17 protein-coding genes are annotated in these 26,035 nt (G+C 59.9%); 5 read left to right on the top strand and 12 right to left on the bottom strand.

The window, feature by feature from the left end:
• Positions 1-231: 231 nt before the first annotated feature.
• Both ACTG2B_RS12555 and ACTG2B_RS12560 read right to left on the bottom strand, forming a co-directional pair.
• Positions 232-2,142 carry an AAA family ATPase gene (locus tag ACTG2B_RS12555; protein WP_139739951.1) on the bottom strand — a complete coding sequence of 637 codons (1,911 nt, stop codon included), beginning with the start codon at positions 2,140-2,142 and terminating at the stop codon, positions 232-234.
• On the bottom strand, positions 2,139-2,360 hold the full coding sequence (locus ACTG2B_RS12560; protein ID WP_139739952.1) for a hypothetical protein: 222 nt from the start codon (positions 2,358-2,360) through the stop codon (positions 2,139-2,141). The genes ACTG2B_RS12555 and ACTG2B_RS12560 overlap by 4 nt, the downstream gene beginning before the upstream one ends.
• A 130-nt stretch (positions 2,361-2,490) precedes the next feature.
• On the opposite strand from ACTG2B_RS12560, the gene ACTG2B_RS12565 reads away from it, so the two are divergent.
• The 4 genes from ACTG2B_RS12565 (at position 2,491) to ACTG2B_RS12580 (ending at position 5,057) form a co-directional block, all read left to right on the top strand.
• Positions 2,491-2,904 (top strand): hypothetical protein, encoded by a 414-nt coding sequence (locus ACTG2B_RS12565; protein WP_139739953.1) that lies wholly within the window; start codon positions 2,491-2,493, stop codon positions 2,902-2,904.
• A 2-nt stretch (positions 2,905-2,906) separates the two neighbouring features.
• Positions 2,907-3,686 (top strand): AAA family ATPase, encoded by a 780-nt coding sequence (locus tag ACTG2B_RS12570; protein ID WP_139739954.1) that lies wholly within the window; start codon positions 2,907-2,909, stop codon positions 3,684-3,686.
• Positions 3,683-4,186 (top strand): hypothetical protein, encoded by a 504-nt coding sequence (locus ACTG2B_RS12575; protein WP_139739955.1) that lies wholly within the window; start codon positions 3,683-3,685, stop codon positions 4,184-4,186. The genes ACTG2B_RS12570 and ACTG2B_RS12575 overlap by 4 nt, the downstream gene beginning before the upstream one ends.
• A 241-nt stretch (positions 4,187-4,427) precedes the next feature.
• Positions 4,428-5,057 carry a hypothetical protein gene (locus ACTG2B_RS12580; RefSeq protein WP_439995980.1) on the top strand — a complete coding sequence of 210 codons (630 nt, stop codon included), beginning with the start codon at positions 4,428-4,430 and terminating at the stop codon, positions 5,055-5,057.
• A gap of 34 nt (positions 5,058-5,091) precedes the next feature.
• Here the strand turns inward: ACTG2B_RS12580 and ACTG2B_RS12585 are convergent, their stop codons facing one another.
• Both ACTG2B_RS12585 and ACTG2B_RS12590 read right to left on the bottom strand, forming a co-directional pair.
• Positions 5,092-9,300, bottom strand: coding sequence for a hypothetical protein (locus tag ACTG2B_RS12585; RefSeq protein WP_439995981.1), 4,209 nt, complete (start codon positions 9,298-9,300; stop codon positions 5,092-5,094).
• Positions 9,234-14,144: a hypothetical protein gene (locus ACTG2B_RS12590; RefSeq protein WP_439995983.1), complete on the bottom strand. Its 4,911-nt coding sequence runs from the start codon at positions 14,142-14,144 to the stop codon at positions 9,234-9,236. Before ACTG2B_RS12590 ends, ACTG2B_RS12585 begins: the two co-directional genes overlap by 67 nt.
• 354 nt (positions 14,145-14,498) lie before the next feature.
• Between ACTG2B_RS12590 and ACTG2B_RS12595 the strand changes: the two genes are divergently transcribed.
• The gene (locus ACTG2B_RS12595; RefSeq protein WP_139739958.1) at positions 14,499-14,999 is read left to right on the top strand and encodes an H-NS family histone-like protein; all 501 of its coding nucleotides are present in this window, start codon (positions 14,499-14,501) and stop codon (positions 14,997-14,999) included.
• A gap of 12 nt (positions 15,000-15,011) precedes the next feature.
• Here ACTG2B_RS12595 and ACTG2B_RS12600 read toward each other — a convergent pair whose 3' ends face one another.
• The 8 genes from ACTG2B_RS12600 to ACTG2B_RS12635 all read right to left on the bottom strand — a co-directional run bounded on the left by ACTG2B_RS12600 (position 15,012) and on the right by ACTG2B_RS12635 (position 26,019).
• Positions 15,012-17,138, bottom strand: a complete 2,127-nt coding sequence (locus tag ACTG2B_RS12600) for a hypothetical protein (protein ID WP_139739959.1) — start codon at positions 17,136-17,138, stop codon at positions 15,012-15,014.
• Positions 17,139-17,148: 10 nt separating this feature from the next.
• Positions 17,149-18,330, bottom strand: coding sequence for a hypothetical protein (locus ACTG2B_RS12605; RefSeq protein ID WP_439995986.1), 1,182 nt, complete (start codon positions 18,328-18,330; stop codon positions 17,149-17,151).
• 665 nt (positions 18,331-18,995) lie between these two features.
• Positions 18,996-21,785, bottom strand: coding sequence for a hypothetical protein (locus ACTG2B_RS12610; protein WP_139739961.1), 2,790 nt, complete (start codon positions 21,783-21,785; stop codon positions 18,996-18,998).
• Between the two features lie 9 nt (positions 21,786-21,794).
• Positions 21,795-22,199 carry a GNAT family N-acetyltransferase gene (locus ACTG2B_RS12615; protein WP_439995987.1) on the bottom strand — a complete coding sequence of 135 codons (405 nt, stop codon included), beginning with the start codon at positions 22,197-22,199 and terminating at the stop codon, positions 21,795-21,797.
• A gap of 47 nt (positions 22,200-22,246) precedes the next feature.
• Complete coding sequence (locus tag ACTG2B_RS12620) at positions 22,247-23,803, bottom strand: hypothetical protein (protein WP_139739963.1); 1,557 nt, start codon at positions 23,801-23,803, stop codon at positions 22,247-22,249.
• Positions 23,804-23,805: 2 nt separating this feature from the next.
• A complete protein-coding gene (locus ACTG2B_RS12625) occupies positions 23,806-25,332 on the bottom strand; it encodes a hypothetical protein (protein ID WP_139739964.1) in 1,527 nt (508 codons plus the stop codon).
• The gene (locus tag ACTG2B_RS12630) at positions 25,332-25,778 is read right to left on the bottom strand and encodes a hypothetical protein (protein WP_139739965.1); all 447 of its coding nucleotides are present in this window, start codon (positions 25,776-25,778) and stop codon (positions 25,332-25,334) included. The genes ACTG2B_RS12625 and ACTG2B_RS12630 overlap by 1 nt, the downstream gene beginning before the upstream one ends.
• Positions 25,762-26,019, bottom strand: coding sequence for a hypothetical protein (locus tag ACTG2B_RS12635; RefSeq protein ID WP_139739966.1), 258 nt, complete (start codon positions 26,017-26,019; stop codon positions 25,762-25,764). Before ACTG2B_RS12635 ends, ACTG2B_RS12630 begins: the two co-directional genes overlap by 17 nt.
• Positions 26,020-26,035 lie beyond the last annotated feature (16 nt).

The following is a 26,035-nucleotide window of genomic DNA, read 5'->3' on the forward strand; positions in this document are numbered from 1 at the left end:
AACCTGAACCTTTAAGGGTTTAAGACTTTTAAAGGTGCAGCGAAGTGAATTGAAAAAGGGGGGGCCGCGTGTCCGCTGAAATGTCACTGGAAGAACGGCGTCAGTACGTCCGTGACAACTACCCAGATGTGGCAGAACTAATCAGACTCGCACGCCTTCACTTCGGTGAGTCTGTCGAGATAGTGGTTACACTGGATGAACCAATAACAAAGGGGCCTTGAGCCCCTTTGTTTATTCCTCGATCCCCAGGATGTCGTTAACCGTTCGCAGCGGTAGGCCAAGCATTCGGGATGCGTCCTCCGCACTGTGGCCATCGTTGATTAGCCGGTACACGTTGAAGCGTGGCGAGCTGTTGGTCACGATGTACTCACGCCCATCAAAGTCACTGCGGGCCAAGCCGACCAGCATCGGCCCCTGCATGTATTCATCCGTCATGTTGCGGGTCTTGCCGTAGCTCAACTCACACACGAACTTGAGGCGCGTATGGGGCGGCTTGATGGCATCCAGCGCATCCCACACGTTCGGGCTGAACGAATCGGCAGCCTTGCCGCCCTTCTCCTTGGCAGTCTTTGCATCCTCGAACACCTGCGTAATTCTGATTTGAGTCTCGGTCACGGTCAGCTGGTTGGAGCTACCCGCCTCACGCCCGAGACCGAACTGGGTCGGCTTGTTCGCGTGGTGCAACCAGATGACCGCAAAGCCTGCGCTGCGTAGCTTGGTGAGCAACAGGTTGAACGGAGCCCACGCCGCCGCATCGTTCTCTTCCAGTCCACCCATGGCCGAACGTACTGTGTCGATTACCACCACGTCCGGCATGGCCGCCTTCACCCACTTGGCGAACTCGGTCACGCCCTCCATGCTGGTCAGGTTGAAGTCACCCAGCGGCGGCAACCACAGGTTGAAGTTGCCATTGGTGCGCCCGTAGCTGCTGCGCATGGTCTCAATGTGGTTGACCATGGTGTGTGGCGAGTTTTCCCAGTCGAAGTACAGCACCTTGGCCGGTCGCTCGATCTGGAACAGCCGCCCGAAGTCACGGCCAACGCAAAGGTGATAGAGGATTCGATAGAGCATGGTCGATTTGCCATGGCCGGTGTAGCCGTACACCTGCGTGATTGACCCCTTCGTGAGCCAAGGGCGGATCAGGTACTCCAGCTCTTTGGTCTTGGCCTTCAACAGCTCAAGGTCGTCATCGGTCAGTGGCCGGTACGGCTCACGCGCAATGTCGATCTCCAAACTCTCCGGCTCAACATCGCTCAGGTCGATGTCAAAGTCCGGTTTCTCGTCAGGCAACGAGTAGATGTAATTGCCCTGCGCATCGAACCGCTCGGGATGGTTGCGTAGCTCCAACGCCCACGCGCTTTTCAGGCTGGCTTGGTAGTAATACTCTTCAAGCGGTTCATCAAAGAACGTCTCCATGAAGCGGCGGCCCTCGGCCTCCAGCGCCTCACCTCTAAACCCCTTCAAAATGCACTGGCTCAGGTACTTGAACACCCGATCATTACGACCGTTGCCACCACCCGTGGGCAGCTTGCCGGTCGGGTACTTGCCTTGGGCATAAGCGGCAGTCTCAGTCCACACATCCGTTCGGTGGCCAAGTGGTGTCACGTCACTCAGGTCGAGCAGACCCTTGTACTCCTGCTTGCCTTGGACGTAAGCCCACGCGGGCCACTCACTTTGGTCTGCAAAGTCTACGTGTGGCTGGATCTGCCATGCCAAGTCGGGCGAGTTGGAGGATGGCACCCGCACATAACCGCCATCACCACGCAAGTCGAGGCCATCCACGGCGTACCAGTGCGCCCCTGGATTGCCCCCCTGATGGTTCTGCACCCGCTCCCCTGGGTGGCGGAAGTATTGGTGGACGCCGCGCTTGGTCTTCACCTGAATGGGTGAGCAATAGCCAAGCTCGGCCACGAACTCGATGGCTTCATCGTTGTCGCAATCCAGCACCACAACACCCGATTGCTCGCCCGTAATCAGGCCAAGTTGGGCATTGGGGAACACCTCGGCCCACCCCTCCAACTCTTCCTCGGTCGGTAGCCTGCTTTGGTAGGCCCGCCACTTCACGGCGGGTCTCTTCTCGATCAGCGGAATGACAGCCCAACCCCGATCACGGTACTCAAGGGCTTCATCCAGCCAGCTCATTGGTGCCCCTCGCCACGGTTTTCTTCGACCGGCTTGAAGTATTTGTCAAAGCAGATCTCCGGCCACTTCTCCTTGATTTCCACGTAGCGTTTCGCTGGTAAGCGACCCTCTTTGCGCCATGTCCAGACGTACACCCGAGGCACACCCAGCGTCTTGGATGTCTGCATAATCCCGCCGAGATCAACCAACATCTGATCGATGTCGAAGTAGTATTTCACACTCATCCCTGCTCACCCCTTCAGTTTGCTATGAGTAACAAAACATCTTGTTAAGTTGTTATGTTTACGCTACAACACCCACCCATTACACATCAAATGGTTTAATAAAGCAACCAAGAGGGTGAATGCAATGCGTAAGGATGCGAACCAAGAAGTGACTCGTTTGACGAGCAAAGAGATCGACCAGCTTCTGAACTACTTCGAGATGCTGGAAGAGAAAGAGGACGCGCTCAAGGAAGAAGTGGCGTTGGTCAAAGCCAAGATTGGCGAGGCTCTGCGGGCCGAACATGGCGAGCTGCACCCAGGTGAATATGTTCTTCAAGGTGAGAACTACACCCTCGATGCTGAGGTGGGCGAAACGTGGAGCTGGGACTCCGACATGCTCATGCACTTGGCCGAGGTGAACCCCAACCCACACATCAAAGTGTCTGCAACCATCGCAAAGGCCAAGTTCCAAGCCTTGCCCGATGACCTGAAACTCAAGTTCTACGATGCGCTGACCATCAAGACCGGCAAGATCAAGCTGACTGTGCGGGGTGGCTGATCATGTTCACCTTCAAGACCAGCGCGGTCAGCGTCTCGCGCCAAAAGACCCTGCTTTACGCGATGCCTGGGTGGGGTAAGACCACCCAATGCCGCAACTACCAAGAGCGGTACGGCAAGGGGCTAATCATTTCCGGTGAGAGCGGCCTGTCGGCTATCGCGGATTGCGAGATCGACTACCTGCCGTTCACCTCCTACAACGGCGAACACGACCCCGAGGCTGGCGTCTGCTCCTTCGTGGGCATCTTGCAGATGATCGACTCCCCCGAGTTCGCCGCTGCGGGCTACCAGTGGATCGCCCTCGACTCGCTCACCGAGTTGAGCGACAGGCTTATCGAACACCTCGAACACAAGTACGAAGGCGAGAAGAACCGCTTCGCCGTCTGGGGCGACTACGCCCGCTTCATGTTGGCTGCCCTCAAGTGGTTGCGTGACAAGCCCTATCACATCCTCGTCACCGCCCTCGTTGAAGAGGACACCGAGGGGGATGACCTGAACGGGCCAACCGTTACGAACTACTGGCCGCTGGTCAAAGGCAACCGCGTCAGTCGGCAGATCCCTGGGATCTTCGACAACGTGTTCGCGGGCCTGCGTCTGGTGACAGAGAACCCCGAGAACAAAGCCAATCCCACTATTCGCCGCTTCGTGATCACTGACGAGGTGCGCGGGTATCACGGCAAAACCCGTGATCCAAAGAGAACGCTCAAGGCAGTTGAAGAGTGCGATGACATCACTCTGCTGCTTGAGCGCATCCGTACCGGCAACAAGGACGCAACTGTATGAACCAAAAATGGCAAGGCTTCGCCACCCTCAACCTCTCCGGCGTAGAAGAAGAACAAGGCTCCCGCACCCTGCAACCTGGGGAGCATGTCTGCCGCATCAGCTCGGCCAAGCTGGAGAAGACTGCCAGCGGCAGCGGTATCAAGCTGGTACTGCAATTCGATGGGCTCAACGGGGGCTACGTGCGTGACGTGATCAACGTCTTCAACCCGTCCGAGAAGGCCACCGAGATCGGTCGCAAGCGCCTCAAGCATCTGCTGATGCAAGCGAACCACCCGAACCCAGACCAGCCTGGGGATGTCGCCACCATGGTCGGCCTGATTGTCGGCGTCCATGTGGTCAAGGGTGAGGACTGGCGTGACGACTCCGGCCAGATCCGCTCCGGTGGTGGTGAGCCGCGTAACTTCGCACCCTACTTCAAAGCCTCCCAGCAAGGTCAGCCGTCTGTGCTGCAACCAAGACCCGCCGCGAACGACTCCTTTATGGACGAGATCCCGTTCTGAACGGCCCTGTACGGGAGGCGTTAAGCCTCCCGATTTGGAGTGTCTATGAGTGCTTTAGTGTTGCGAATTGACGAGGCTTACATGAGGGAACCGGCGCAGTCCCCCCGCCGCTATATCGGGGCCAGCTCGCTGGGTGGGTGTGAGGCCGAGATCGCATTTAGCCTGCGGGGGTTTCCCAGGCGCCAAGCCGGAGCCCCGTATCGCCCGCATCTTCAAGCTGGGCCACGCCCTTGAGGATATGGTGCTCGGTGATCTTAATCTGGCCGGTTACAGGGTTTACCCGACTGACCCTGCAACGGGCCAGCAATGGACGTACACCGCCTTTGGCGGCCATGTGGTGTGTCACCTTGACGGTATTGTGTGGCTGGAGCCGATGCCGGAATGGGACATCCCGAGAGCCAAGGCAGTGCTGGAGGTCAAGAGCATGAACAAGTCCATGTTCGCCAAGCTCCAGCGCGAAGGGGTGAGAAGCAGCCATCCCAAGTATTACAACCAGATGCAGGCTTGCATGATGTTGGCCGGTCTGGAGTGGGCCATGTTGGTGGCCTACTGCAAGGACAACTCCGACTACCACATCGAGATCGTGGCGCTCGATCAGATCACGGTCTCGCACCTTGAGTTGATGATCCACCACGCCCTGACCAATCAGGCCCGCAAGGTGTCGGACATCCCCTCGTTCTTCAAGTGCAAACTCTGCTTCAAGCGGCAGGTCTGCCACGGCGAGGTAGATGTCCCCCGCTGCTGTGCCACTTGCCAACATGCCATCGCCCACAAGTCGGGTGGCTGGCTCTGCACCTTGAGCGATGAAGTGAACCACGCGGATGACGTGTGCCAAGGCTATACCCGCTACACCCCATTACCTGCATGTTGAATACACACAAGCCCCTCAATTGAGGGGCTTGTTGTTAGAAGTCGCTGTCGAACTTGGCCTTGAAGCGGGCATCAAACTCGCCCCCGCCATCCGGCCCTTGCCGCACTCCGGCCACCGCATCCACGGTTCCCTCGCGCAGGTTGGCATTACGCCCGACCACCGGCACCCGCCCCAGCAGGGCGCGGGTTCCCTCTCGCTCCTTGCTGTTGCTGGGGTCAACGTCAACCAAGCCAGCGGCGACCTTCATCACATCCGTAGCCAAGCCGTAGGATGGGCCAAGGAAGGTCGAGGCCACGCGCTCACGCCCGTATGCGCCGTTATCCAGCTGCTCGGTAGTGGCACTCAGCACGTCAGCCAGGATACCCAAGGCTCCGGCTTGCAGGACGGCTTGTGTCACCCACTCTCCCGTGTCACGGTCACGCAGCGCCATCGACTGTTGATCCTCGCCACCACGGGAGAGCAGCACATCCTTGACGGCCAAGGAGGCAGCACCGGCCAGCGGCAGCGCACCCAGGAATGCTACCTGACTGCCAAGGCGACCACTCTTGGCCACCCGCAGCCCCATCCGCCCCATCATCATCGGGAAGGTCTTGAACTGATAGACCAGCGACCCGACCGGCGACTTGGCCCACAGCGGGATGTCGTTCGGGTTCGGTGCGAACACCGCTTCGTTGGTGAAACGCAGCACCGCTTGACGCACCTTCGGATCATTCATCACCTCGGCGCTGGAGAGGTCGCCCGCCTGAATGTAACTGGCCAAGCCGTAGCGGCGCAGGAACTGCACTGCATGTTTGCGGCCCGCGTCTCCGGTACGGCTGGAGAGAGCGCGGCGCTGCTCGGCTTTGAAGGTTTCCATGGCGACCGACCCCGCAATCCCGCGCCACATGTCTGTCCATGGTGTCAGCAAGGTGGCATTGAAGAAGGCGTTGGTCAGCTTGCCCGCGTCCTGCCCGTAAAGGTGGGCCATCCGGTTGTGAACAAGGTTCTCCATCGCCACCCCGATGTTGCGCATGGCGACCCGATACTCGGGGTCACGGGCGTAGTGGGCGATCCCTTTCACGTAGGCTTTGAAGTCGCCGGAGTTGACCAGCGGCATGGCGGCATCCGACATGGACGAGAGGATGGTCGAACCAAGCAGGGTGATGGAGTTGAAGGAGCGCAGGCCATGGCTGGCTGCGTTCTTCCACTTGAACCCTGGGGTGTGTCGGTACGGGTTCTTGCCCTCGACCGACTCGAACATGGCGACCATGTTCTTGCGCACGTTCTCAGGCACCTTGTTGCGCTTGCCGTCTGTCTCGGCCAAGGCTTCCACGATAGCGCGGATACGACGCTCCATGTTGGGGCTGTCGTCTTTCTGCTTGAGGTAGCGCACGGCGTTCTCCTTGCCGTCCCGCTTGATGATGGTCTTCACCTCGTCCAGCGCCTGCCAAGCCTCGGTGCTGTTGGTGAACAGCGGCTTGAAGGTCGGGAAACGGGCTTCCAATCCATCGCTGCCCGCCCCCTTCATTTCAAACCCTTGGGTCTTGCCGGAGGTCAGCAACTCGAATGCGCCATTGTCCCCATCGACCAGCACTTGCATGAAGTCGTGGAAGGCGTGGTTGCCTTGGCCAAACTGCTCATGGAACAGGCGGCGGCGGGTGGTGCCTTGGAAGTATTTCACCAAGACCCCTTCCAGATCGTCTTGCAGAAACTCGCCCACCTTACCGGCCATCATGTGACCAGGGTGCTCATGCAGGCGCAGCACACGGGCCGCGTCCACATGCTCGGAAGCCGTCCCCTTGAGCTGGCTGGCAGGGCTGTAAACCCCATCGTTGCCGATCAGGTTGTCGTAGATGCCCGTTGCACGGTAGAGCGCGTCCTGCTGGGATAGCGGCATTCCGGTTTCTGCGGTGTGGCTGTCCATCAGGAAGTTGGCCAGACGATTGATGAACTCGTCTCGGTTGCTTTCCAGCTTCTCGATGTCCCACACCTGCGGGAAGTAGTTGCGGATACCGCCATCCTCGTTGGCCAAGGAGGTGTTAACCAGCAATTGCCACTCGCGGGCGAAGGTGTCGCGGATCATGGTGAATGCCTTCACCTCTTCCGGCTTGAGGCCGGTGCTGTCACCCAAGCGCAGCGCCATCACCACACGGGAGAAGCTGGCAGGCTGGCCCTTGTTCGGGCGGATCGCGTTGAGGGCACGACCAAAGAAAGTCTCGTTACCCTCCAGCTTCTTGAGCTGTTCGATCACCGGCATCAGCTGGGCACCCATTTCGCTGTCAAGGCGCTCGAAGATACCGCCGCCTTCCTCGGGCTTGATCCAGTCGGCCACCCACTTGGCCTTGTTGGCCCGCATGTAGACCGACAACTCGGTGAATAGCTCTTTGAACTGGAACGGCTTGAGCGCCTGCTCGTCCGTCTTGCTCATCTTGCGGCCCTTGGCGGCTGCAATCAGGGCGTCACCGGCACGACGGGGCAGCCCCTGATCTTCCATGGCGGCCACAATCTCCGGCACATTCACCGGCTCCCCCTTCACCAACGCGGCGTTAGCGTGACGCATCGGGTTGCCTTCCACGTTGAAGCGGTCGGTGCGGGCCATCGGCTCGAAGTCGTCCATCATCGAGCGGATGTCACTCGGGTTGAACACGGCCATGCGGGTCTCGTCACCCTTGCCGATCATGGCAGAGTCAAAGCCCATACCACTCAGGAACTCACGCAGCACGTCCCCCTTACGGGCGCGGAGCGAGGGCTCCTTGGCAATCCACGCCTCCATGCTGGCCACAAAGTCGGGGCCGCTCTGGTCACGTACAATCGCGTCAGCCAAGTTAGACAGGGAGGTATGGCTCAGGCCAAGGCGCTCGGCCATGTCGATGATCCCGCCAACCAACGGGCTGTTGCCTTCGACTACAGTGTCGCCGGTCAGGTCGATGGTGTGCTTGGCGCGGGTTACGACTACTTGCACACTGGGCGCACGTACACCCAGCGCGTCAAAGCGTTCCAGCCATTCGGCTTCGCTGGCCAGCAGGTCGGTCAGCTTGTCGCCTGCGCGGTCGCTGCCTTCCACATCGTTCGGCTCAAGCAGCTCCATACTGCGGCGGTGCTCGGCAATCGCGTTGCGCACACCGGCAAGGGCGTGGGCATACTCGCGGGCCACCTCTGCCACCTCGGGGGCCAAGGTTGCAAACTCCTGCTCGGGGTCGAGTCCCAGGGTGCTGGGCCGGTCAGTGGTGTAGAAGGCACGACCCAGCGGGCCGGACTTGGTGCCGGTCGCCTCACGGGTGCTCACGTAGAGCGGACGGATCGGGCCACCGACCCAGCGAGCCATCCCAACCTTGGCGTGGATGTCGAGGTTGTCGAGGTAGTCATAGGCGTGAAGCTGGGCCACTGCCGCCCCCACGCCATCCTTGTTCAGGTCGGCCAAGGTACGCACGGTGTCCGGTTGCAGCGGGTCGCCATACGCACCCAGCCAGCGGTACTTCTGGTAGATGTCGGCGCGGTCGATGGTGCCACGCAGGACGTAGGCCATCGACTCGGCAAACTCGCCCATCGCCTCGTTGAACTTGCCAGCGGTGAACACATCCACATTCTCAGTCAGCGTATCCAGTCCCTTCTGGCCGGAGGCGACCACCTTCCATTGGTTGATGAACCATTGGGTGACGTTGCCGCTCTCGCCGTGGCTGGCGAACACCTTGTTGATGGCGCTCGCGTCCACATGACCGTTGATGGCGCGGGCCACCATTTGTCCAATGTTGGACAACGCCCCCTCATAATCGCCATCTTTGCGCAGGGCGGTCAGGTCACGGCGCAGGGCATTGCGCAGGGTCTTGAATGCTTCATCGCCCGTGCTGGCCATCACGGCAGCAGGGCTCTGGTTCACGCCAGCCAAGTTGTCGATGACATTGGCGGGCAGGTTGCGCGTCACCTTGTCGGTCAGCGCCAGCAGGCGATAGAAGACGGTTCGCATGTCGTGCGCGGTCTGCGGATCGCGGTGGGTCATGTCCATCTGAATGGCGCGGATGTTCGCGGGGGCGCTCGGCATGATGCCGGTCTCGGCTACCCCTCGGCTATCCTCCAGCTCGCGGGCCACGGCCTTGGTCGCCACCTTGCCGGAGAACTTGGGCTTGAGCATCTGATAGACATCAGCCTCAATGATCTCGGAACCCAGCATGGCGCGGCCCAAACCGGCCTTGGAACCGGCTACCTTGGCAGCAGCTCGCTGGGCGTACACCCACTCGATTTGATCCAGGGTCGGCTGGTCGGCCATCTTGAGGGCATTGATATACTGCTCGCGCAGCTCGTTACGGGTAGCGCGGTACTGGCCAAGGTGATTTCGACCCGCTTCTTGCCGACCATGCTCTTGGTCATTCGGGCACGGCGGATCATTTCGTCCGCCATGGCCTCATGGTCTTTGGCAATCTCGTCCGGTTTGACCTCGACCACCTTGTCGGCCAGCTTGGCAGTCGGCTGGCGCTTGACGGTCGGGGCGCTCTCGGCAGCCTGCGGGGCGACCGGTGCATGGGAAGCACGGGCCGGTTTCTCGGCAATCTCTTGCGCCTTGTTGACGGCCCCTGCGGTCTTGACCACTCGCTCACGGCGCTTCTTGTTGACCGTCTTCACGGTCTCCTTCATCACCTCTTGAGCGGCCTCAATCTTGGCGAGCCCCGCTTTCACCTGTTCGATAAGGGCGGGGTCTACTTCCACACTCGGGGTCTCTTTGCCGAGAACCAGATTGGCCTGTTCGGTCACGGCCTCCACTTCCGGTACGGCCTCCGGCAGCTTCTCTACCGGTGCAACCGGTTCAGCGGTCGGCTTCTTGCCCTTCACGGCATGACGGGCCTTTTGGGCCAAGGCATAGTTCCAAGCGGTCTGGCTGGTCGGCATCGCATCGCGGCCTACCCACACCCCATGCTCTGCCAGCATGGCATCGCGCAGCCCCTGTTTCATAATGGCCACGGCGTAGGGTACGGACGATGGGTGGTTCGGGTTGAACAGCACATCGCGCATGAAGAGGGCCGGATCATGGTTGCCGGTCTTCTTCACGTACTCCAGATAGGTCTCGCCGGTCATAGTGCCGGATTGCTCGATGGCCTCCGGCGAATCACGCAGCGTCCCCAGCTCGTTGATGATGGTGTGCGCCCGCTGCTGGCTGTCTTTGGCGTAGTGCAGGTTCGGCAGGGTCTTGCCGTCTTTGTTCTTGAAGGTGAACACGTTGCGCATGTTGAACAGCGCCATGCCAAGCTGGCTATCCTGGCCAACGTGGGACGGCCACTGGTCGGGGCCCTGCGCCAGATCATCGAACACCTGATCGAACTGCTCCAGCTCGGCCAAGGCTTTGGCTCGAATGGCCAAGCTCTCCTTGCTGCCCTTGGTCTTCACCTGCTCAACCTGCTTGAGCAATGCCTGTGCGTCATCGAACACCTTGCCATCAGGCAGGCCAAGGCGGGCGATGATCTGCTCGTTGTCCGGCAGGATGCGGGCGAACAGCTCGTTGAGCGCGGGGTCTTCTTTGATCCCGCTGGCCTTGCCCTTGTTGATGATGCGGTCGTATACGGCGCGGATCTTCTCTGCCAGTGCCACCCAGAAGGATTGATCGAGCAGGGTCGCTTCGCGGTTGTTCATCGCCCAACCGGCACCCGCTTCGGCAAAGATCTCGTTGAGGCTGTGTGACACATTGGATGTCAGGCCGGTGTCAGAGGTTGGCAGGATGTCACCAATGGTGCCGGTCTCAAGGCGACCACGTACCGCGTTGACGAACAGGCGGCGCTCACTCGGGGTCAGGATGTTCGCATACCCCCAGTGCATCAGCTCATGCAGCAGGGCATACGGACGCGGGCGCTTATCGGGACGGTCGGCGTCCGGCAGACGAACGGTGTTGAACCCTTCCTTCTGGCTGTAGACGCTGTAGTGCGGGGCTCCCGCTGTCTTCTCAATGTTAGGCACCTTGCCATCAGGATGGGCAATGGCCACACGGTTGAGGGTGTCCCAGACAAACTTGGTGGTCTTGTGGTCGTAGTCGGCCATCAGCTCGTTGAGGGCTCGCATCGCCTTGACCCGCTCGCCGTTGGGCAGCAGCAGACCACGGGGGTAGAGGCGTTCCTCCATCACCAGGATCTGATCCAGCTTGTCCAGTGTGGCCGCTGCAACCTTGGGATCAGACCATGGGATGTTGCTATCGAGCGTGACGCGGGAAAGGTAGAGACCTTCCACGCTCAGATCGCCGTCACCCAGCATCCCGCTCTCGATCAGAGTGCGCTCAAGGTCGGCCATTCGGCGGTCGAAGGCCGGTACGCCGGTCGGCTTGAAGAAGTCGGCTTGCCATGTGGCAGCCAAGGGGAACCGCTTGCCTTTGGCGTTGGCCCAAGTGTCGATGGTCGAACCGGCTACGTGCTCCAGCTTGGGCGCGGCCTGTTGCTTGGGGGCGTCCGGCTGCCACACCATGTCAGCCAACTGACGCGGGGTGATGGCGCGGCCACTGCGGGCCTTCTCGTAGGGCAGTGAGTTCTTGGTCGAGAGCCACACCACATCCCACTCGTTGGCGTCCGCCTTGCCAAGCAGGTTGCGGGCAGTCAGGGTACGCTTGCCCGCTTGGGCCTGTTGCATCTGGGCGTTGGATACGAGGCGGACGGTGTGCTTGCCCTGCTCGGGGGACTTCTTCACCAGCGCCAAGGCAAAGCCGCTCGGGGCTTTCATGGCGTCCGAGTCGAGGCTCGGCAACTGTGGCGCATCTGTGTCGGTGGTGGTCAGCTCCACGATCCGCTTGGCGGTCACGTCCGGCTTGCGGCCCATCAGGATGGCGGCGCTCTCCGGTGCGTCCACAAAGGCGACTTGTCCTGGCCGGTTCGGGTCAACCACGGCGAATACCTTGTCACCACGGCGGGCCTTCACCAGCTCGCCGCTGGCGTTGAGGTAGGTCACGCGGGTGTCAGCCACGAACGGGGTCGGCTGCTTGGTGGCCAGCACGGAGGCCTTGGCCTCGACCATCTGCGGCAGCTTCTTGAGGTTGTCGAACCGCTGGCGTTGACGCTCAACGGCGGCAGCCTTACGGGCCTTGTCCGCGACCACTTCATCGGTGGCGAACTGGCTCTGGCGTTCCAGTGAGTCGGTGTTGCCTCGGATGTTCTTGCGACCGGTGGAGCCCTTGCTCATTTGCGCTTCAATGCTGTTGCGCACATGGTTGATGACCCACTGGGTTTGCAGGTTGGCATCGAGCAGCGGGTCGCCGCCACGCTTGGACACCAGCTTGACCATCGCATTACGGGATTCAATGTTGACCAGCTCCTGACGGGCTTGGCGGCCATAGTGCGTGATGTTCTCGGGGGTGATCTCCACGCCCTGACGCTTGGCCTCCTGCACCAGGATCAGCAATTCGTGGCGCAGCTCGCCCATGACCTGATCGGACTCGTAGCCCTGACGGACAGACTCGGCACCGGCTCGGGCGGTGGCTCGGTCATTGGCACCAGCGGCCTTGCTGGCAGCACGTTCGGCGTCAATCTCGTCAATCAAATCATCTTCATCGCCAACGGCCAGATCATCGGGGTCGATGTCATCCTCGTCCAGCATCTTGGAGACGATCTGCTTACCCTCGGCCTCGGTCTTGCTGGACTCGCGGAAGGTCTGGAGGATGGCCTCTTTGTTGCTGGCGTAGGTATCACGCTCGCCAAGGAACTGCTGGAACGGGACTTCATCGGTACTCCCGTTCAGACTAACCTCTTCGAGGTAGTCCTCCAGCGCCTGACGGGTCATGTCCTTCACACTGGCCTCGCGCTGGTCGGCATGGTTGGTCATCCGGTAGTACAGGGTTTCAGTGTCCAGCGAGTCCGCATCTTCAATACCGAACTGGGCCTTGGCCACACGGCGGATCAGCTTCTGGGCATCCTTCACGCCGTTGATGTCGGCACCGGCAAACTCGGGCATCCCTTGCAGGCGGGCCTTCATCACGGCGCTGAACGGGGTGCGGCGCTCGGTTTCCTGGGCGGCCTCTTCGGTGGCTTGCCCGTCCTCTTTGGCCGGTGTCTCGCCTTCGGCTTTGGGGTCGGCGGTCACTTCATCAGCGGCGGCCTCTGCCTCGGTATCGGCCCACTTGCCGTCACGGATCATCCGCAACTCGCGCTCGGCGTTGTTGATGCGGGTCAGCAGCTCGTTGGCTTTCTTGTCATCACCTGCGGAGATGGCGGCCTCGGCTTCGCCTTGCAGCTTGTCACGCTGGCCAAGGATGATCTTGCCGGTCAGGCGAGAGTTACGCAGCGCAAGCAGCTGGTCATACTCGGGGTCTTCTGGGTTGGTAACGGAAAGGTCGTCTTCAATGCTGGCCAAGTCTTCATCAAACTCGGCGGCGATGCGCTCGGCCTCGGTCATTTCCGGCTCCATCACGAAATCGGTAGACGGCTTGGCCTCGGGGCCGGTGCGCTGGGTTGCATACTGGCCAAGGTTGGTCTCGCGCATGTATTCGTTGAGCGCCTTGCGGTCAATTGGCCCGAACTTGGTTTCGGTGATGGTCTTGAGGCGGTCGCGGGGAATGTCGAGGATCTGGTCGGCAGTCAGCCCCTGTCCCAGCATGGCATCAATGGATTGGTCGGCAGCCTTGATACCGGTACGAGAAGCCAGCAGGCCAACAAGCCCACCCATACCCACCCCTAGCACACCCGAAAGAGCCACATTCGAGCCAACCTGACTCATTGAGATCTCGTCCTGCAAGCCAAGGCGAACATCTCTGGTCTGTTGCAGGCCGCTCATGGCACCACCCACACCGGCTTCAACTGCGCCTTGTGTCAGCGCCCCGCTAAGGGCTCCGGCGCGGTAGGCTTGGGCGGTGGTCTTGCCAGAGAGGCGAGCCATGTTGGCGGCAGTGGCTGCCTTGCCAAACGGGATCAGATTGATGGGGTCAAGCACCAAGGCACCCACGATGGACTTTGCGGTTTCCCAGCCGCCAACGCGATCAATCGCGCCGCCATCCTCGAAAAAAAGGGGCATCTTGTTGTAGGCATCTTGCAGCCGTTTGGCGCGAGCGCGCTCCTCTTCGTTGGCTCCGTATGATTCCGCAGTATCGGCCACCATGCCCGCGCTATTGAGATTCGCATAGGTACGTTCGGAGTACCACTCCTTAACCATGTCATCATCGTTCTCAAACTGGCGACCCTTAGACCAAAAGTGCCGTCTGAGATCATCTTTGAAATTGGGGTCATCAAGGGGATTGCTTTGGTACGATGTGCTGGCTTTACTTTCAGGATTGGTCGTTTCGTTTGAATCAAGAAAGCCGGATGGGAGATTAATTTTGATTTCCATGTCTGCACCTATACGGGTCTAAGTTGCCGTTGCGCCCGTAGTGTGCGTTTGTCACATCCTCATGTCGTCCTTTTAGTTTGATCGGTATCACCCAAGACGTTATTTTTTGTTGATCCTTTTGTCACTCTTATTTAAGGTGGTTACGTAAAACAACAACAGGCCAGTCAAGGAAGCAGACAAATGAGCGATATGCTTGCCACATTGATGAATAAGAGACGCCTAAAGGCGGCGCTAAATGGATTGACGCTATCTCAGTTAGATTCGTTAAGTGTCATTTTTCAGGAAGTCCATAACGAAATTAAGTCCGATGAATTGGAACTTATTCGAGCCAGGGAGGAACGGGAAAGAAAGCTGCGAGAGGCAATGAGTACCCTAGAGAAGATGGGAATAAGTAAGGACGATCTAAAAGGTTTCCTCGGGATGGAAGCTGTACCCGATCAACCAAAGGTTAAGCGCCAGTACAAGAAGCGCGACCCGAACGCAGTGAAGACCAAGGCCGATGACCCCAGCAAACCCAAGAGTGGCGTGGAGTATCGCTATATCAACAAGCATGGCGATGAATCCTCATGGTACGGGCTGGGCCGTATGCCGGTGCCAATGAGAACCGCCATCTTTAGTGGCGAGAAGAAGCTGGAAGACTTTGTTTATAACCCAGAGCCGGAATTGGAAGGAGCGGTATAACCGCCCCATTCCTTACCGATAGTTGGCCAGTTCTTTCTTGAGCTGGCTAACTACATCTGCAAATGCCTGCTTATCTGCATTGCGCGTTGACGCATATTCCCCGCGATCATAAGTCACCACGGAGCCGCCATTCATCAGATTGATATAGGCGTTTTCCAGCATCCGAAGTCGCTTCACGCTGCCCGCGTAATCGGGTGAATTGGGGATAGCCAAGGAGCGAGTACCGGACAGGATCAGCGATAGCTTGCTCGCTTCCTCCATCGTTAACTTACCTTCTTGGTCTGCCCGATAGAGCCCAACTAACTTCTCGCGCTGGGTGGTCTGGACAAGCTGCATCTGCTCGGTCGGGTCTTTGGTCAGTTCTTCAATTGGCAACTGACCACGGGCGTACTTATCGACCTGCTGGGCTTTCTGCTCGACCGCTTTGAACGCCTCTAACAGCTGTACGGTTGAGTCCACTTCGCTTTGTGAGTTGGCCACAAATGGGTGGTTGTTCCCTTCGTTTTGCAGACCCGCCTCCAAGGTAAACGAGGTATCCCATTGGCGAGCGTTGGCAGCGCGGGACTCGGTTTCCTTGGCGAACGAGGCCACCTTGCTTTTGAGGGCTTGAAGCTGGCGGCGCAGTTCGTTCATCCTGTCGAGCGGGATCTGGCTGGCAGGCTTCTGGATAAGGGTGGCAATCTCCTGCTCCAGTCGCTGCCGTTCACCGGCCAACTCGGTGCGCTGGGTGTTACTCCAGATCATCGGGTCAATCGGTTGGTACGCCCCGCTCTGTGTCTGCATGGACGCAATCACATCGCGGTCACGCGGGATACCCATTTCCTGGGCGACCTTCTCTACGGCTGCGACCCGCTCGCTTGGGTTGTCCTTGACCAGCTCGGTCACTCGGTTGATGAACTCGTCCACCTGCTCTTGGCGCGGGGCGTACTCGGCGGCAACGTTGCCCACCCCTTGCGCCTCGGTGTCCTTGGTGTTGAGGTTCAATCGCGCCTTCACCAGTTCATCGGTAGACTTCTGCTCGGTGGTGAAGTCGGTGACGGCCTTCTGACTTGCCGCTTGTCCGGTGGCCTGCCAGTCGTTTTGCTGCTTGGTCTGCATCAGGGTGCGGGTGCCATTCACCATGTCGGCAACCTGCTTGTTGTCCGCGTAGATACCACGGGCCTTGAGCCCTGCGGCGATCTCCTGCTCGGTCTTGCCGGAGCTAATCAGGGTGGCCAGCCACTCCTGTCCCTTCGGGTCGGTCGAGAAGCGGGCCAAGGATTCCTGATTGAGGGATAGGGCCTCCTGCTCCCAAGTGCCCACGGTGGTGTTAACCAGCTCGTTGAGCATCTTCGGGTCAGCATCGCCAATGGTCATCTTGAGCATGGCGTTGAGGCTGCTTTTCACCTTGTCCGCCTCACCGGCTTGCAAGGCTGCCATGCCGCTTTGACGGTACGACTCTGCCACTCGCAGCGCCAAGGAGAGGTCGCTGTTGCGCCGTTCACGGGCAAGCTGGGCCTGCCGTTCGCGCTTGGCCTCAAGCACTTGGTTCACGCGCAAGTTGGCCATTTCCACTTGTTGGCCGGTCGGGGTGTAGCCAAGCACACTCTTGAGGTGGCCAGCGGTCAGGCGTTGGCCAGTCTCGCCAAGCTGAATGATTTGATCCCAGCGGCTGTCCATGATCTCGGACTGGGTGCGCTGCCACAGGGTCGAGTAGTTGGCATTGCCAAACTGGCTGCGCAAGTCGTTGGCGATGGTCTGGTCGCCGCCACTCATTGCGCCAATGGTGCGCTCCAGCGCCTGCTGGGTGTCGCCGTCCGTACTCAGCAAGTTGTCGGCCATGCCGCGTTCAAAGACGCTGGAAAGCTGGGCTTGCTTGCTGATCATTTCCATCCGCGCCATGCGGTCGGCTTGGGCCTTGGCCTGCTGGTTGGCTGCCGCATAGGCTTGCAGCTGCTGTTCTTCCGGCAGTGCGTCACGCAGCCACGGAGCGCCCCCCGTGATGGAGCCGATGAAGGTTTGATAGTCTTGGAAGTTGGCGTCTGGGTTCGCCTTCTTGAACTCATTGAACAAGCGGGCCGCCTCGACCCGCTTGTTATTGTTGCGTTGGCGGCCTTCTTCAAAGCCTTGGGCCATGTTGGCCCACATCAAAGCGTCCATCGTGTCCCCCTTATCGTCTGCCAATCTGGCCGGAGCTAGGCATCATCGCGTAGTTGTAGGCAGGTACGCTGCTGCTGCCGTTCCACCCACCGCCGTTCTTCTTGAGGTAGCTGTCTAGCCAGCTGCCCGCTGTGCTGCCCAAGTCGGCCAACGCAGAACCTGCGGCTTGACCGGCACCGGCTGCGGCGTTCAGGTAGGCTTGGTTGTTGTTGGCGTAGCCGTTGCTCATGCCGCCGTAGACGTTGCTCATGCCAGCGAAGGCTTGGCTGTAGGCGTTGTTCACGTTGATCTGCGGCATGTTGTAGACCGGCGCACCCATGTAGCTGGCGTTCAGTCCAGGGATACCCAGTTGCTGCGCGGCCCCGCTGCCCACCTGCCCGTTGTAGATGGCGCTGCCCACGTTCAGTGGCGATTGATAGTTGTTCGCGCTGCGGGTGTCGTAGCCGCTGTAGCCGCTGCCAATCTGGATAGGCGCGTTGGCCATGGCGGACTGGATAGCGCGGTCGTACACCGTGCTGGTTCCTGGCTGGTAGAAGGCCGCGTTGGTCTGCGGGCTCATATACTGGCCTGCGCTGGTCAGCTGCTTGTCGTAGATGGCAGAGCGAACCTGCGGCGCTTGGGTCAGATACTGGAGCGGTTGCAAGAAGGCTTGCATGGTCTCGTTGATCAGGTTGCCACGGCGCTCGAAGGTGGCCCGCTCGTTACCGGCGTTCAACTCGTTGAGACCCTGCACTTGGGCCAATGCCTCGTTGTACGAACGGGTCTCCGCTTCGATGTAGCTGGCCGCTGCCTGCTGGGCCACGGCGGCACGGCTCATGTCGGCGGCGGTAGACAGATCCATACCGGACGCAATCAGGCGGGCCTCGTTCTGGCTGCTCACCCGATCCACGGCGCGATCCGCCAGCTCGGTGTACTTGCTGGCCAAGATGGCTTGACGCTGGGCCACATCCGCATCACCGAACCGGCGCACCTCTGCCGGTGTCCCCATGTTGGTCAAGAGGTCTTGCACTCGCTGGGTGCCCGACTGGGCTTGGGTCAGGTAGAGGTTACGCAGCTGCTGATCGATGGCCCGTTCTTCCATGGCCAAGGCTTGGTTCTGGCGCAGGGTGTCGATGTCGAAATCGCGCTCGTCTCCGAGGATGCCTTGCACCCGCTTGATCTCGGCAATCTCGTCCGCCCGCTGCTGGAGCAATTGTTGCTGGGCCTTATACAGCTCGAGCGGTCGAAGGCCGCATCGGCTTTCTTGTCCGCGCTGGCCTGCTCGAACTGCTTGATGTCGAACTGCCGTTCCATGTCGGCCAACTGCTTGGCCCAATTGAACTGGTCGATGGCATAGCCGCGCTCGTCATAGGCCATGCCGTCCAGATACCGCTGACGATCCTGGGAGTATTGGGCTTCCTGCTGGGCAATCTGCTGGGCTCGCATCAGCTCCATCATGGCTTGCTCGCGTTCCTTCTGGGCCATGTTCTGATTGCCAAGAAGTTGCTGCATCTGGAACTGCCGATCCTGCTGGGCCAAGTAGTCATACTGGGCCTGCCGGTCGTACATGTATTGCTGCTGCTGGTACTGGTTGCCCATCAGCTCGCGCTGGAGACCGAGATTTTGATAGTAGTTGTCGAGGGTCAGTTGCTGATTGAACAGCCCCTGATCCCACGCCTTTTGATTCCACTGGTTCTGGAGTTGCTGCTCCTGATAGGCGGCATTAAGCCGCCCACTCTCTACGCCAAGCTGGGCCATCTGGGCTTGATACTGCAACTGGGCCTGATACTGGGCCTGCTTGGCCGCCGAGTTGGAACTCAGCATTGAACTGGCGAGCGAAGCCCCCGCCATGGCAACCATTCCCCACATACTTCCCCCTTACACCAGACCCATGGCCGCCGCGAAGGACGAAGCGCCGCCGTACATTTCTTTCTCTTTGCGTTGCTGGAGCAGGGCGAGGTATTCCGCCTCGGTCAGTGGCAGACCATTGGCACCCGTGCCATAGGTCGGCTTGTTCTGCTGCTGGTTCTGCTGATTGACCCAGTTGGCTTCACCCTGTTGGGCAGCCTGTGATTTCTGGAGGTCAGACTCGATCCGCTGGCGTTCACCGGTCAGGCGCTTGGTCATGGCGTCCAGCTCGTCCATCGCTTGCTGGGCGTTGTATAACTCGATGGTCGCTTTGATGTCGTCCATGCTGCCCTTCTCGCCATCGAGGTTGCCGAGGTTGTAGTAGCTGGTCTCGTTCATGCGCTTGAGCATCGCTTGAGCCTGCTTCTCAATCTCGCCACGCTTGGTCGATAGCTGGGTCAGCTTGTCGTTCACCGAGGTGATCGCATCGTTGTAGCCCTTGCTCAGGGAGGTGATGTCGTTGCCCGAGTACATCGACAGGCTGGAGAGGTGCTTGCTCAAGTCGGTCAGGTAGGTCTTGAGGTCGGCCTCGTTCTGGATTGGCGCGTCCTTGACCTTGCCTTGCAGGCCACTCAGGGTGGTGTTGATGGTGTCCAACTCGCCTTGGCGCTTGGTCTGCATCCCCGCGATCTCGTTGAGTAGCGCGGAATAGCCCTTGTCGCTGGCCAGCTTGTCGAGGGAACCCTGGGTCTTGGTCAGAGCGTCCGCCCCGTCATAGCCCATGGTGGTGGCCCGCTCTTGCAGCTTGGCCAACTCGCTACGCCAATCACCGGCCAGCTGCTGGCGCTCGGCAATCTGCTGGCGCAGGTTGTTGAGTGCGGTCAGGTCGCGGTAGTTGGCCCCGTCCACGCTGGTATCCATGCCAATCAGGCCGCGCTCGGCCTCCTTGGCTTGTGCCTGCATCTGGGCTACCTCGTTCTCCAGCTTCATCAAGGCTTGGGTGCGCTTGTTGCTCAAGCCCTCAAGGTCGCTTTGCTCGCGCCCCAGCTGGTTCATCAGGGTGCCCATCTGCGGGTTCAGCTCGGACTTGAAGCCAGCCAGCTGGTCGGCCAAGGTGCTGTAGCGTTTACGCAGCGCATCGATCTTGCTGGCATCGTTGATACCGGTGCTGTCGATGTCGTTGGAGAGGCCGCCGATGTCGAGCCCGAACTGCTTCTGGAAGTCCTCGATCCGCGTGAGTTCGGCGGTGCGCTTGTTGCCAAGGTCGGTCAACTGGCCACGCAACTGCCCCAGGGTGGCATTCTGGTTGTCCCACTTCACCCCGAGTTCGGAGTTAAAGCGGCCCATCTGCTGCTGGAGGGTGTCAAGGTAGCGGGCGTAGTTGCCCATCGCCTTGTCGTCTGCGATCCCGAGTCCACCGATAGCGTTCTGATACTGGTCGAGCTGGTTGGTGATGGAGTCTTGGTAAGACTTCACCCGCTGGCTCTCCATGTCATAGGCGCTCTTGTAGCCTGCCAATTCGGTCTGGATGCGTTGCAGCATCTGGGCCTGCTGGCTGCCGTTGTAGTGCTCATAGTTGGACTTGAACCCATCGGCTTGGCTGCGGTAGTCCTCGAACTGCTTGGCCGCGTCCTTGTAGATCTTGTCGTACTCGGCCAGCCCCGCATTACTCAATTTGCCGTAGAGGCTGTTGAGGTTGCCGGTCATCTGCTGCTGGAAGTTGCTGACCCGTGCGGCCTCGGCCTCACGGTCTTTCTCCAGCTTGGTGATCTGGTCGAGCAACGAGGAATAGCCGGTCTTGATGGAACCGGTGTAGTCGGTCAGGCTCTGGCCGTTGTAGTCGTAGCCAAGGTTGTTCGACTTCAAGAAGTTGTAGTAGTCGTTGTTGATGTTACCGAGACCCTGCTGGCTCTGTTGCAGCTTGCGCTTGAGGCTGGCCCCGAGATCATCCACGTTGTTCATGTTCAGGCCGGAGATCTGTTCCTCCAGCTGATTGAAGTTGTTGCCCCAGCCAGCCAAGGTGCTGTTGAGGGTGTTCTTGTCCTGCGACATCCGCTGTTCAAACTGGCTCAACTGGTTGTTGGCCTGCTGGAACATGGCGTTCAGCTGGTTGGCGTACTCCTTGCCCTGGTAGCTGATAAGCCCAGGGGTGTCCACGTTCAGGGGGCGGTCATAACCCTGAATGGTGGGCGAGAAGTTGAGCGGTTTAAGCTGGCCACTCCACGAATTGAGCATGTCGAAGTTGTTGAGCAGCGACTGGTAGCCCTGCCGAAACTCGCCCATGTCCCATGCGCCGGTCTGGCCCGTCCATGCGTTGACGCCACCCTTGTACTGATCGCCATTGACCCAGTTGGTCATCTGGCCCAGTTGCTCGGGGCGGTAGTTCTGCCAGCGGTTGTTCTGGATCGCCTGACTCTGTTGCACGACCCAGCCGCTGTTACCGACCGCGCCCTCTTCACGGGCCAACTCCTTCAATGCCTCCAACTGGTTGTTGTACTGGCTGGAGTAGTCGCTGGGGTCGGCGTTCGGGTTGACCGTCAGACTCTGGTTGTAGTTGGGCGTCCAGAAGTTGTTCGACTGGTTCGGGTTCTTGCCGGTCGCATCGTTGGTCGCTTTGAGGTAGTCGGTGTAGTTCCAGCTACCCAGCGAAGAGAGGTAGTCCCGCCCCTGATTGAAGGCGTTGGTGGCGTAGTTGTTCAGGGCGTTCATCTGGGTGTTGTAGATGTCCGCCTGATGTTGCCGCTTGGCGTTCTCCTGCCGAGCCGTGTTCATGTTCTGGCTAGAGTAATCCGGTACGCTCGGTGCGCTGCTGCCGCCCATGGTGCCCCCTTATTCGTATGCGTAAAGCGCCCCGACAGGGGCAAACCCGACCCGCTTCATCAAGCGGTCGTACACTCGGCTGTTTGTCACCTGTGCCCCGTTGGCCAAGGTGATGCGGTCTGCCCCTTGGGCGGTGGCCCACGCCACGTAATGGGCGATCATCTGGCTCGCCGCGTCACTGCGGCCCCGAAACTCGGGGCGCACGTACAGCGACAGGTCATGGGCGATCTGGATGTCGGTGGCGAAGTGGTTGACGATGTAAGCGCCCATGAAGCCGACCGGTTCGTCCTCGTCCATGGCAAGCAGGCCGAGGTAGTTGTCGGGTTCGTAGACGGTGGCGAGCAGGGTGTTGACCATGCGCTTATAGCTAAACCGGCCATAGAGACCGGTTTCGTTGACAAGGTTTTCGGCCATCATGGCCACGAGCGGGGCGTCTGCCTCCACCATGTTGCGGATGGTGATCATGCGTTGATGACCTCTGCCACGATGGTGATCTCCAGCTTGTTGGCGGCGTTGGCGTTCTCCACCTCAAAGCCGATCCCGATGCTGGTAGCGATGGCGTCCACGCTGACCGGAGAGCCAAGCGGGAACTCGGAGGGGGTCGAACTGGCAGTGAAGGTACTGCCGGTTTTGACGCCGCCCACGGTCAGGGTGACGGAGGCCGTGCCGGACTCGGTACGCAGCGAGACGGCAATCAAGCGCAGCTTCTGCTTGAACGGGCGAACCACGGTGTACTTGCCGTTGGTGATCCCTGCGCCGCTGGCGTAGTAGAAGGATTGGGTCGTCAATACCTCGGGCATCTGGGTCTTGATCAGGCGACCCTGGTTGTCCAGACCCGCCACGCCGTTGGACGCGCCGATCCGGTTGATGGAGAGGTAGCCGGACAAGTCGATGTTGCCCCACTCCAGACCGGTGCCGGTCGGAGAGACGCGCAAGATCTGGTTGATGTTGCCGGTGCCAAAGGGCGGCAAGCGGTTCTCTGGGTTGATCTGTACCCACGCCAGTCCGTTGAAGTAGAACAGCGCCGGAGAGGCCAAGGCGGTGTTGAGCCAGAAGCTCGGGGTAACGGGGTTGCTCGGCTGGGACGAGTTCACGTAGATGCGGGCGCGGGCCTCCAGCGAAGGGATCAGGCTATCGACCTTGCTCTGTGGGATCTGGTCGTTGCTGATGGCCAAGCGGTGAAAGGAGATAAGGCCGCTTTGCGGGTCAACGTAGTCCTTTTCCATCATAAAGCCCGCAACCGTCTGACTCAGACTGTTCTCGAACTTGACGATGGTGAGGCGGTTGCCAGCAGTGACCGGCTGCATCATGGAGATCGTAGAGGTGTCGGGGCTGGCCACGTAGTCGAAGGTGCCCCCCTCGCGCAGCAACACCCCGTTCTTGTAAACGTTGATGTCGCTCTTGTTCTTGTGGTTGATCGGGAAGATGACCTGCGGCGTGGTTACGTCAAAGTCCACGCGGCTGTAGCTGTTCATCGCCTCGGTGCGGATCTTGAAGGCGGTCACAAGGTCGTTAGCCAGCAGCGGGGTATTCAACTCGATGCGACCGGCTGGGCCTGCATTGGGGTTGCCAATGTAGTCATAGGCCACGCCCTCACGCTGGAGGATGCCGTTCTTGAACACCATCAGGGTTTCCCCTTCACGGTGGGCGTATTCGAGGAAGGTCGCGCCTGCCTTCTGGGTGTAGTCCACGCGGCCATAGAAGACCGGCGCGGTCAGCTCACCGATGTTGAGACCGGCAGGGCCACGCACTTCGGCCAAGGTGGCAATGTTGCGCCAGCCCTCGTCCTCGTCCAGGTAGTCACCCACGCGGTATTGCAGGCCGTATTCGGGGTCGAGGCGCATTTCGATAGGCGCAGAGAGTTCGCCCTGTTCATCGAACAGGACGCGCAGCAACTCGGCCAAGGTCTTGTTACCCAGCTCGGCGGCGTTGAGGTAGCGGATGATCTGCTCAAAGTCCCCATTGATGGCCGAGTTGGTCAGGTAGGCCAAGGGGTACAGCTGGCGGATGCGGGGCATGATTACTCCTTGCGCGTCATAATGGCGAACCCGTTCAGGCGGGTGGCCTGCTCGGCTTCGATTTCAAACTCCAGCTGGATGCCCCGATAACGCACTTCAAAGCGCAGCTCGTAGCTGTCTGTGAGCGGGGCAGTCGAGAAACTGCCGTTGTCGATGGCGCTGATCTCCAGCCGTTGCGCATACAGCTCGATGCCTGCCTCGTTGCGGGCGCGGATGGTGATCGTGCCGCCCCCTGTGGCTTGCACCAGCAGGCTGTACGCCGACTTGGTTCGGGTCATTGTCCCGTTCCACAAGACTGGGGTCGTCACCCTTGCCACGGGGTAGCTCACGCGGTCGTCTTGCTGGCTTTCGTTGTTGAGGGCGCGGCTGAATCGCTTGGCTTTGTAAATGCCGGAACTGGTGCCGAGCATCAGCTGGCCGCCAAGGGAGTCGGCGCAACGGGCAAAGAGGAAGTCGCCGGTATTCCAGCGGGGCTTGGTGCTCTCTTCATCGACCGGCATGGTCATGGAGAGGCGCAAGGTGCGCAGGTTGTCGCGCTGCGGGAAGAAGATGTGGTACTGGCCCTCGTCCTGATCCCAGACCGCGCTGATCTCCTGCGGGGTGGCCACCGAGTCGAACAAGGAGCGGTAAAGGCTCTCTACGTCCTCGGACATCGGGTAGCTGTAAACCATGATCCCGTTCTCGGCAGAACGGCGGATCGAGTGGACGCCAAAGCGGGAGCAGAACAGCACATCGTTACCGGCGTTGGCGATGGAGTTGTGACTCACACAGCCCACGTTCACGTTGGCGCGGTCATCAAGCCCCCAGTCCTCGATCCCAGGGCTGGTCACGTAGATGAATGTCCGGTCATGGGTGAACACCAACAGCCGGTTTTGCTCGAAGGTGGCAAGGCCGGTGATGATGTCTGCGGTGCCAAGCAGGTTGGCGATGTCGATCTTGCCCGCCTTGAGGACGCTGGTGCTCTTTGGGTCTTCCTCGGCAGGGAAGATAGCGTGGTTGTCCACGCGGGAAATGTAGAGGCTGGTTTCGTCCCCCACGCAACCGGCCAACACCAGACGGCGGGAGATACTCACGCCAAAGGCGGGGCCAAGGGTGCGCATGGACGGGGCCGGAAACTCGCGCCATGTCATGCCGTCAAACTCACGCGGTACGCTCGCGTATGCGTAGAAGCCCACCTTGCGGTTGAAGATGGTGCTGGTCAGCACGGCAGGCCGAACGAACAGGAAGTCGGTCGCATCACCCCGACTGCTACGCAGGCGGGTGCCCCCATCCATTCGCTCGGCCCAACATAGGGTGTTGAAGTCGTAGTGACGCAGGTGCGAGACGTTGCTCGCATCCAGCGCCTTGTAGGCTCCATTGTCCAGGGTGATCTGGCCGTTCTTGTCACAGAAGGCATTGTGCAGGCCAATGAGCGGTTGGTTCTCCCCCACGTCCATGGAGGTGGGGTCGAGCTTGGTGTCGAGGCCGCTGAACTTGAAGTACGGGTGGGTATCAAGCTGGAGGCTGGGATCGGAGTTGAGCAGGCTCATTACTCATTCTCCAGTCGGGAACCACCATCAACCGGACGCACTTCGATTGGCCCATTGCCAATGGTCAGGCGGGACAAGATGCGGTTCATGGTCAGGTAGAACTTGGCACGGTAGGTGCCCGCCTTCTGGCTATTCTGCTGTTCGGCGTAGAGGTAGAGCACACCCGCGATCACGATGGCGTCCGCAATGGGGCGCACGTCTTCGGTGTGGACGTAGTACGGCGTGACGGTTTTGGTGTAGGGGTGCATGTTCACCTCTTCCACCACCTCGTTGGCCATTTCGAGCAGCATGGCTTGCGTCTCGGGATAGGCCGCGCCTGCGTTCACATCGCCATAGCGGCGTAATGCGGAGCGCAATAATGAACTGAGGGGCGAATACTCTCGCCCCCCTGCCACATGTGTATTGACTGCCTCGGCGGTGCCAAACGGCTTACTGTTGCGGCTCATAATCAAACTTCTCCAGTCGGCCCTGTCTAAAGAACAGGTGGCGTTCAAACCGCTCGGCGTCTGCCGACTTCACGCGGAAGATCAGGCGGCGGTCGTTGTCGTAGCCAAAGGGCAACCAGCTGTCGCCACTGGCACACGGGATGGAGAAAGAGGCATCTACCGGCAGCGGAGTGCGGTAGAAGGCAAAGGATTCGGTTTCAACGGGCTTGCGAGTGCGGGCCGGTTTCTCTTGGTCAGTCATGGGAACCTCCATAGAA

The organism is Aeromonas sp. 30P (genome assembly GCF_051919805.1).
Lineage (GTDB): Bacteria > Pseudomonadota > Gammaproteobacteria > Enterobacterales > Aeromonadaceae > Aeromonas > Aeromonas veronii.

Bases quoted from the DNA above. Each gene is read 5' to 3' on its own strand.
- ACTG2B_RS12555 (WP_139739951.1), bottom strand. From the start codon at position 2,142: ATGAGCTGGCTGGATGAAGCCCTTGAGTACCGTGATCGGGGTTGGGCT.
- ACTG2B_RS12565 (WP_139739953.1), top strand. From the start codon at position 2,491: ATGCGTAAGGATGCGAACCAAGAAGTGACTCGTTTGACGAGCAAAGAG.
- ACTG2B_RS12570 (WP_139739954.1), top strand. From the start codon at position 2,907: ATGTTCACCTTCAAGACCAGCGCGGTCAGCGTCTCGCGCCAAAAGACC.
- ACTG2B_RS12575 (WP_139739955.1), top strand. From the start codon at position 3,683: ATGAACCAAAAATGGCAAGGCTTCGCCACCCTCAACCTCTCCGGCGTA.
- ACTG2B_RS12585 (WP_439995981.1), bottom strand. From the start codon at position 9,300: ATGGCCGACCAGCCGACCCTGGATCAAATCGAGTGGGTGTACGCCCAG.
- ACTG2B_RS12590 (WP_439995983.1), bottom strand. From the start codon at position 14,144: ATGGTTAAGGAGTGGTACTCCGAACGTACCTATGCGAATCTCAATAGC.
- ACTG2B_RS12595 (WP_139739958.1), top strand. From the start codon at position 14,499: ATGAGCGATATGCTTGCCACATTGATGAATAAGAGACGCCTAAAGGCG.
- ACTG2B_RS12600 (WP_139739959.1), bottom strand. From the start codon at position 17,138: ATGGACGCTTTGATGTGGGCCAACATGGCCCAAGGCTTTGAAGAAGGC.
- ACTG2B_RS12610 (WP_139739961.1), bottom strand. From the start codon at position 21,785: ATGGGCGGCAGCAGCGCACCGAGCGTACCGGATTACTCTAGCCAGAAC.
- ACTG2B_RS12615 (WP_439995987.1), bottom strand. From the start codon at position 22,199: ATGGCCGAAAACCTTGTCAACGAAACCGGTCTCTATGGCCGGTTTAGC.
- ACTG2B_RS12620 (WP_139739963.1), bottom strand. From the start codon at position 23,803: ATGCCCCGCATCCGCCAGCTGTACCCCTTGGCCTACCTGACCAACTCG.
- ACTG2B_RS12625 (WP_139739964.1), bottom strand. From the start codon at position 25,332: ATGAGCCTGCTCAACTCCGATCCCAGCCTCCAGCTTGATACCCACCCG.
- ACTG2B_RS12630 (WP_139739965.1), bottom strand. From the start codon at position 25,778: ATGAGCCGCAACAGTAAGCCGTTTGGCACCGCCGAGGCAGTCAATACA.
- ACTG2B_RS12635 (WP_139739966.1), bottom strand. From the start codon at position 26,019: ATGACTGACCAAGAGAAACCGGCCCGCACTCGCAAGCCCGTTGAAACC.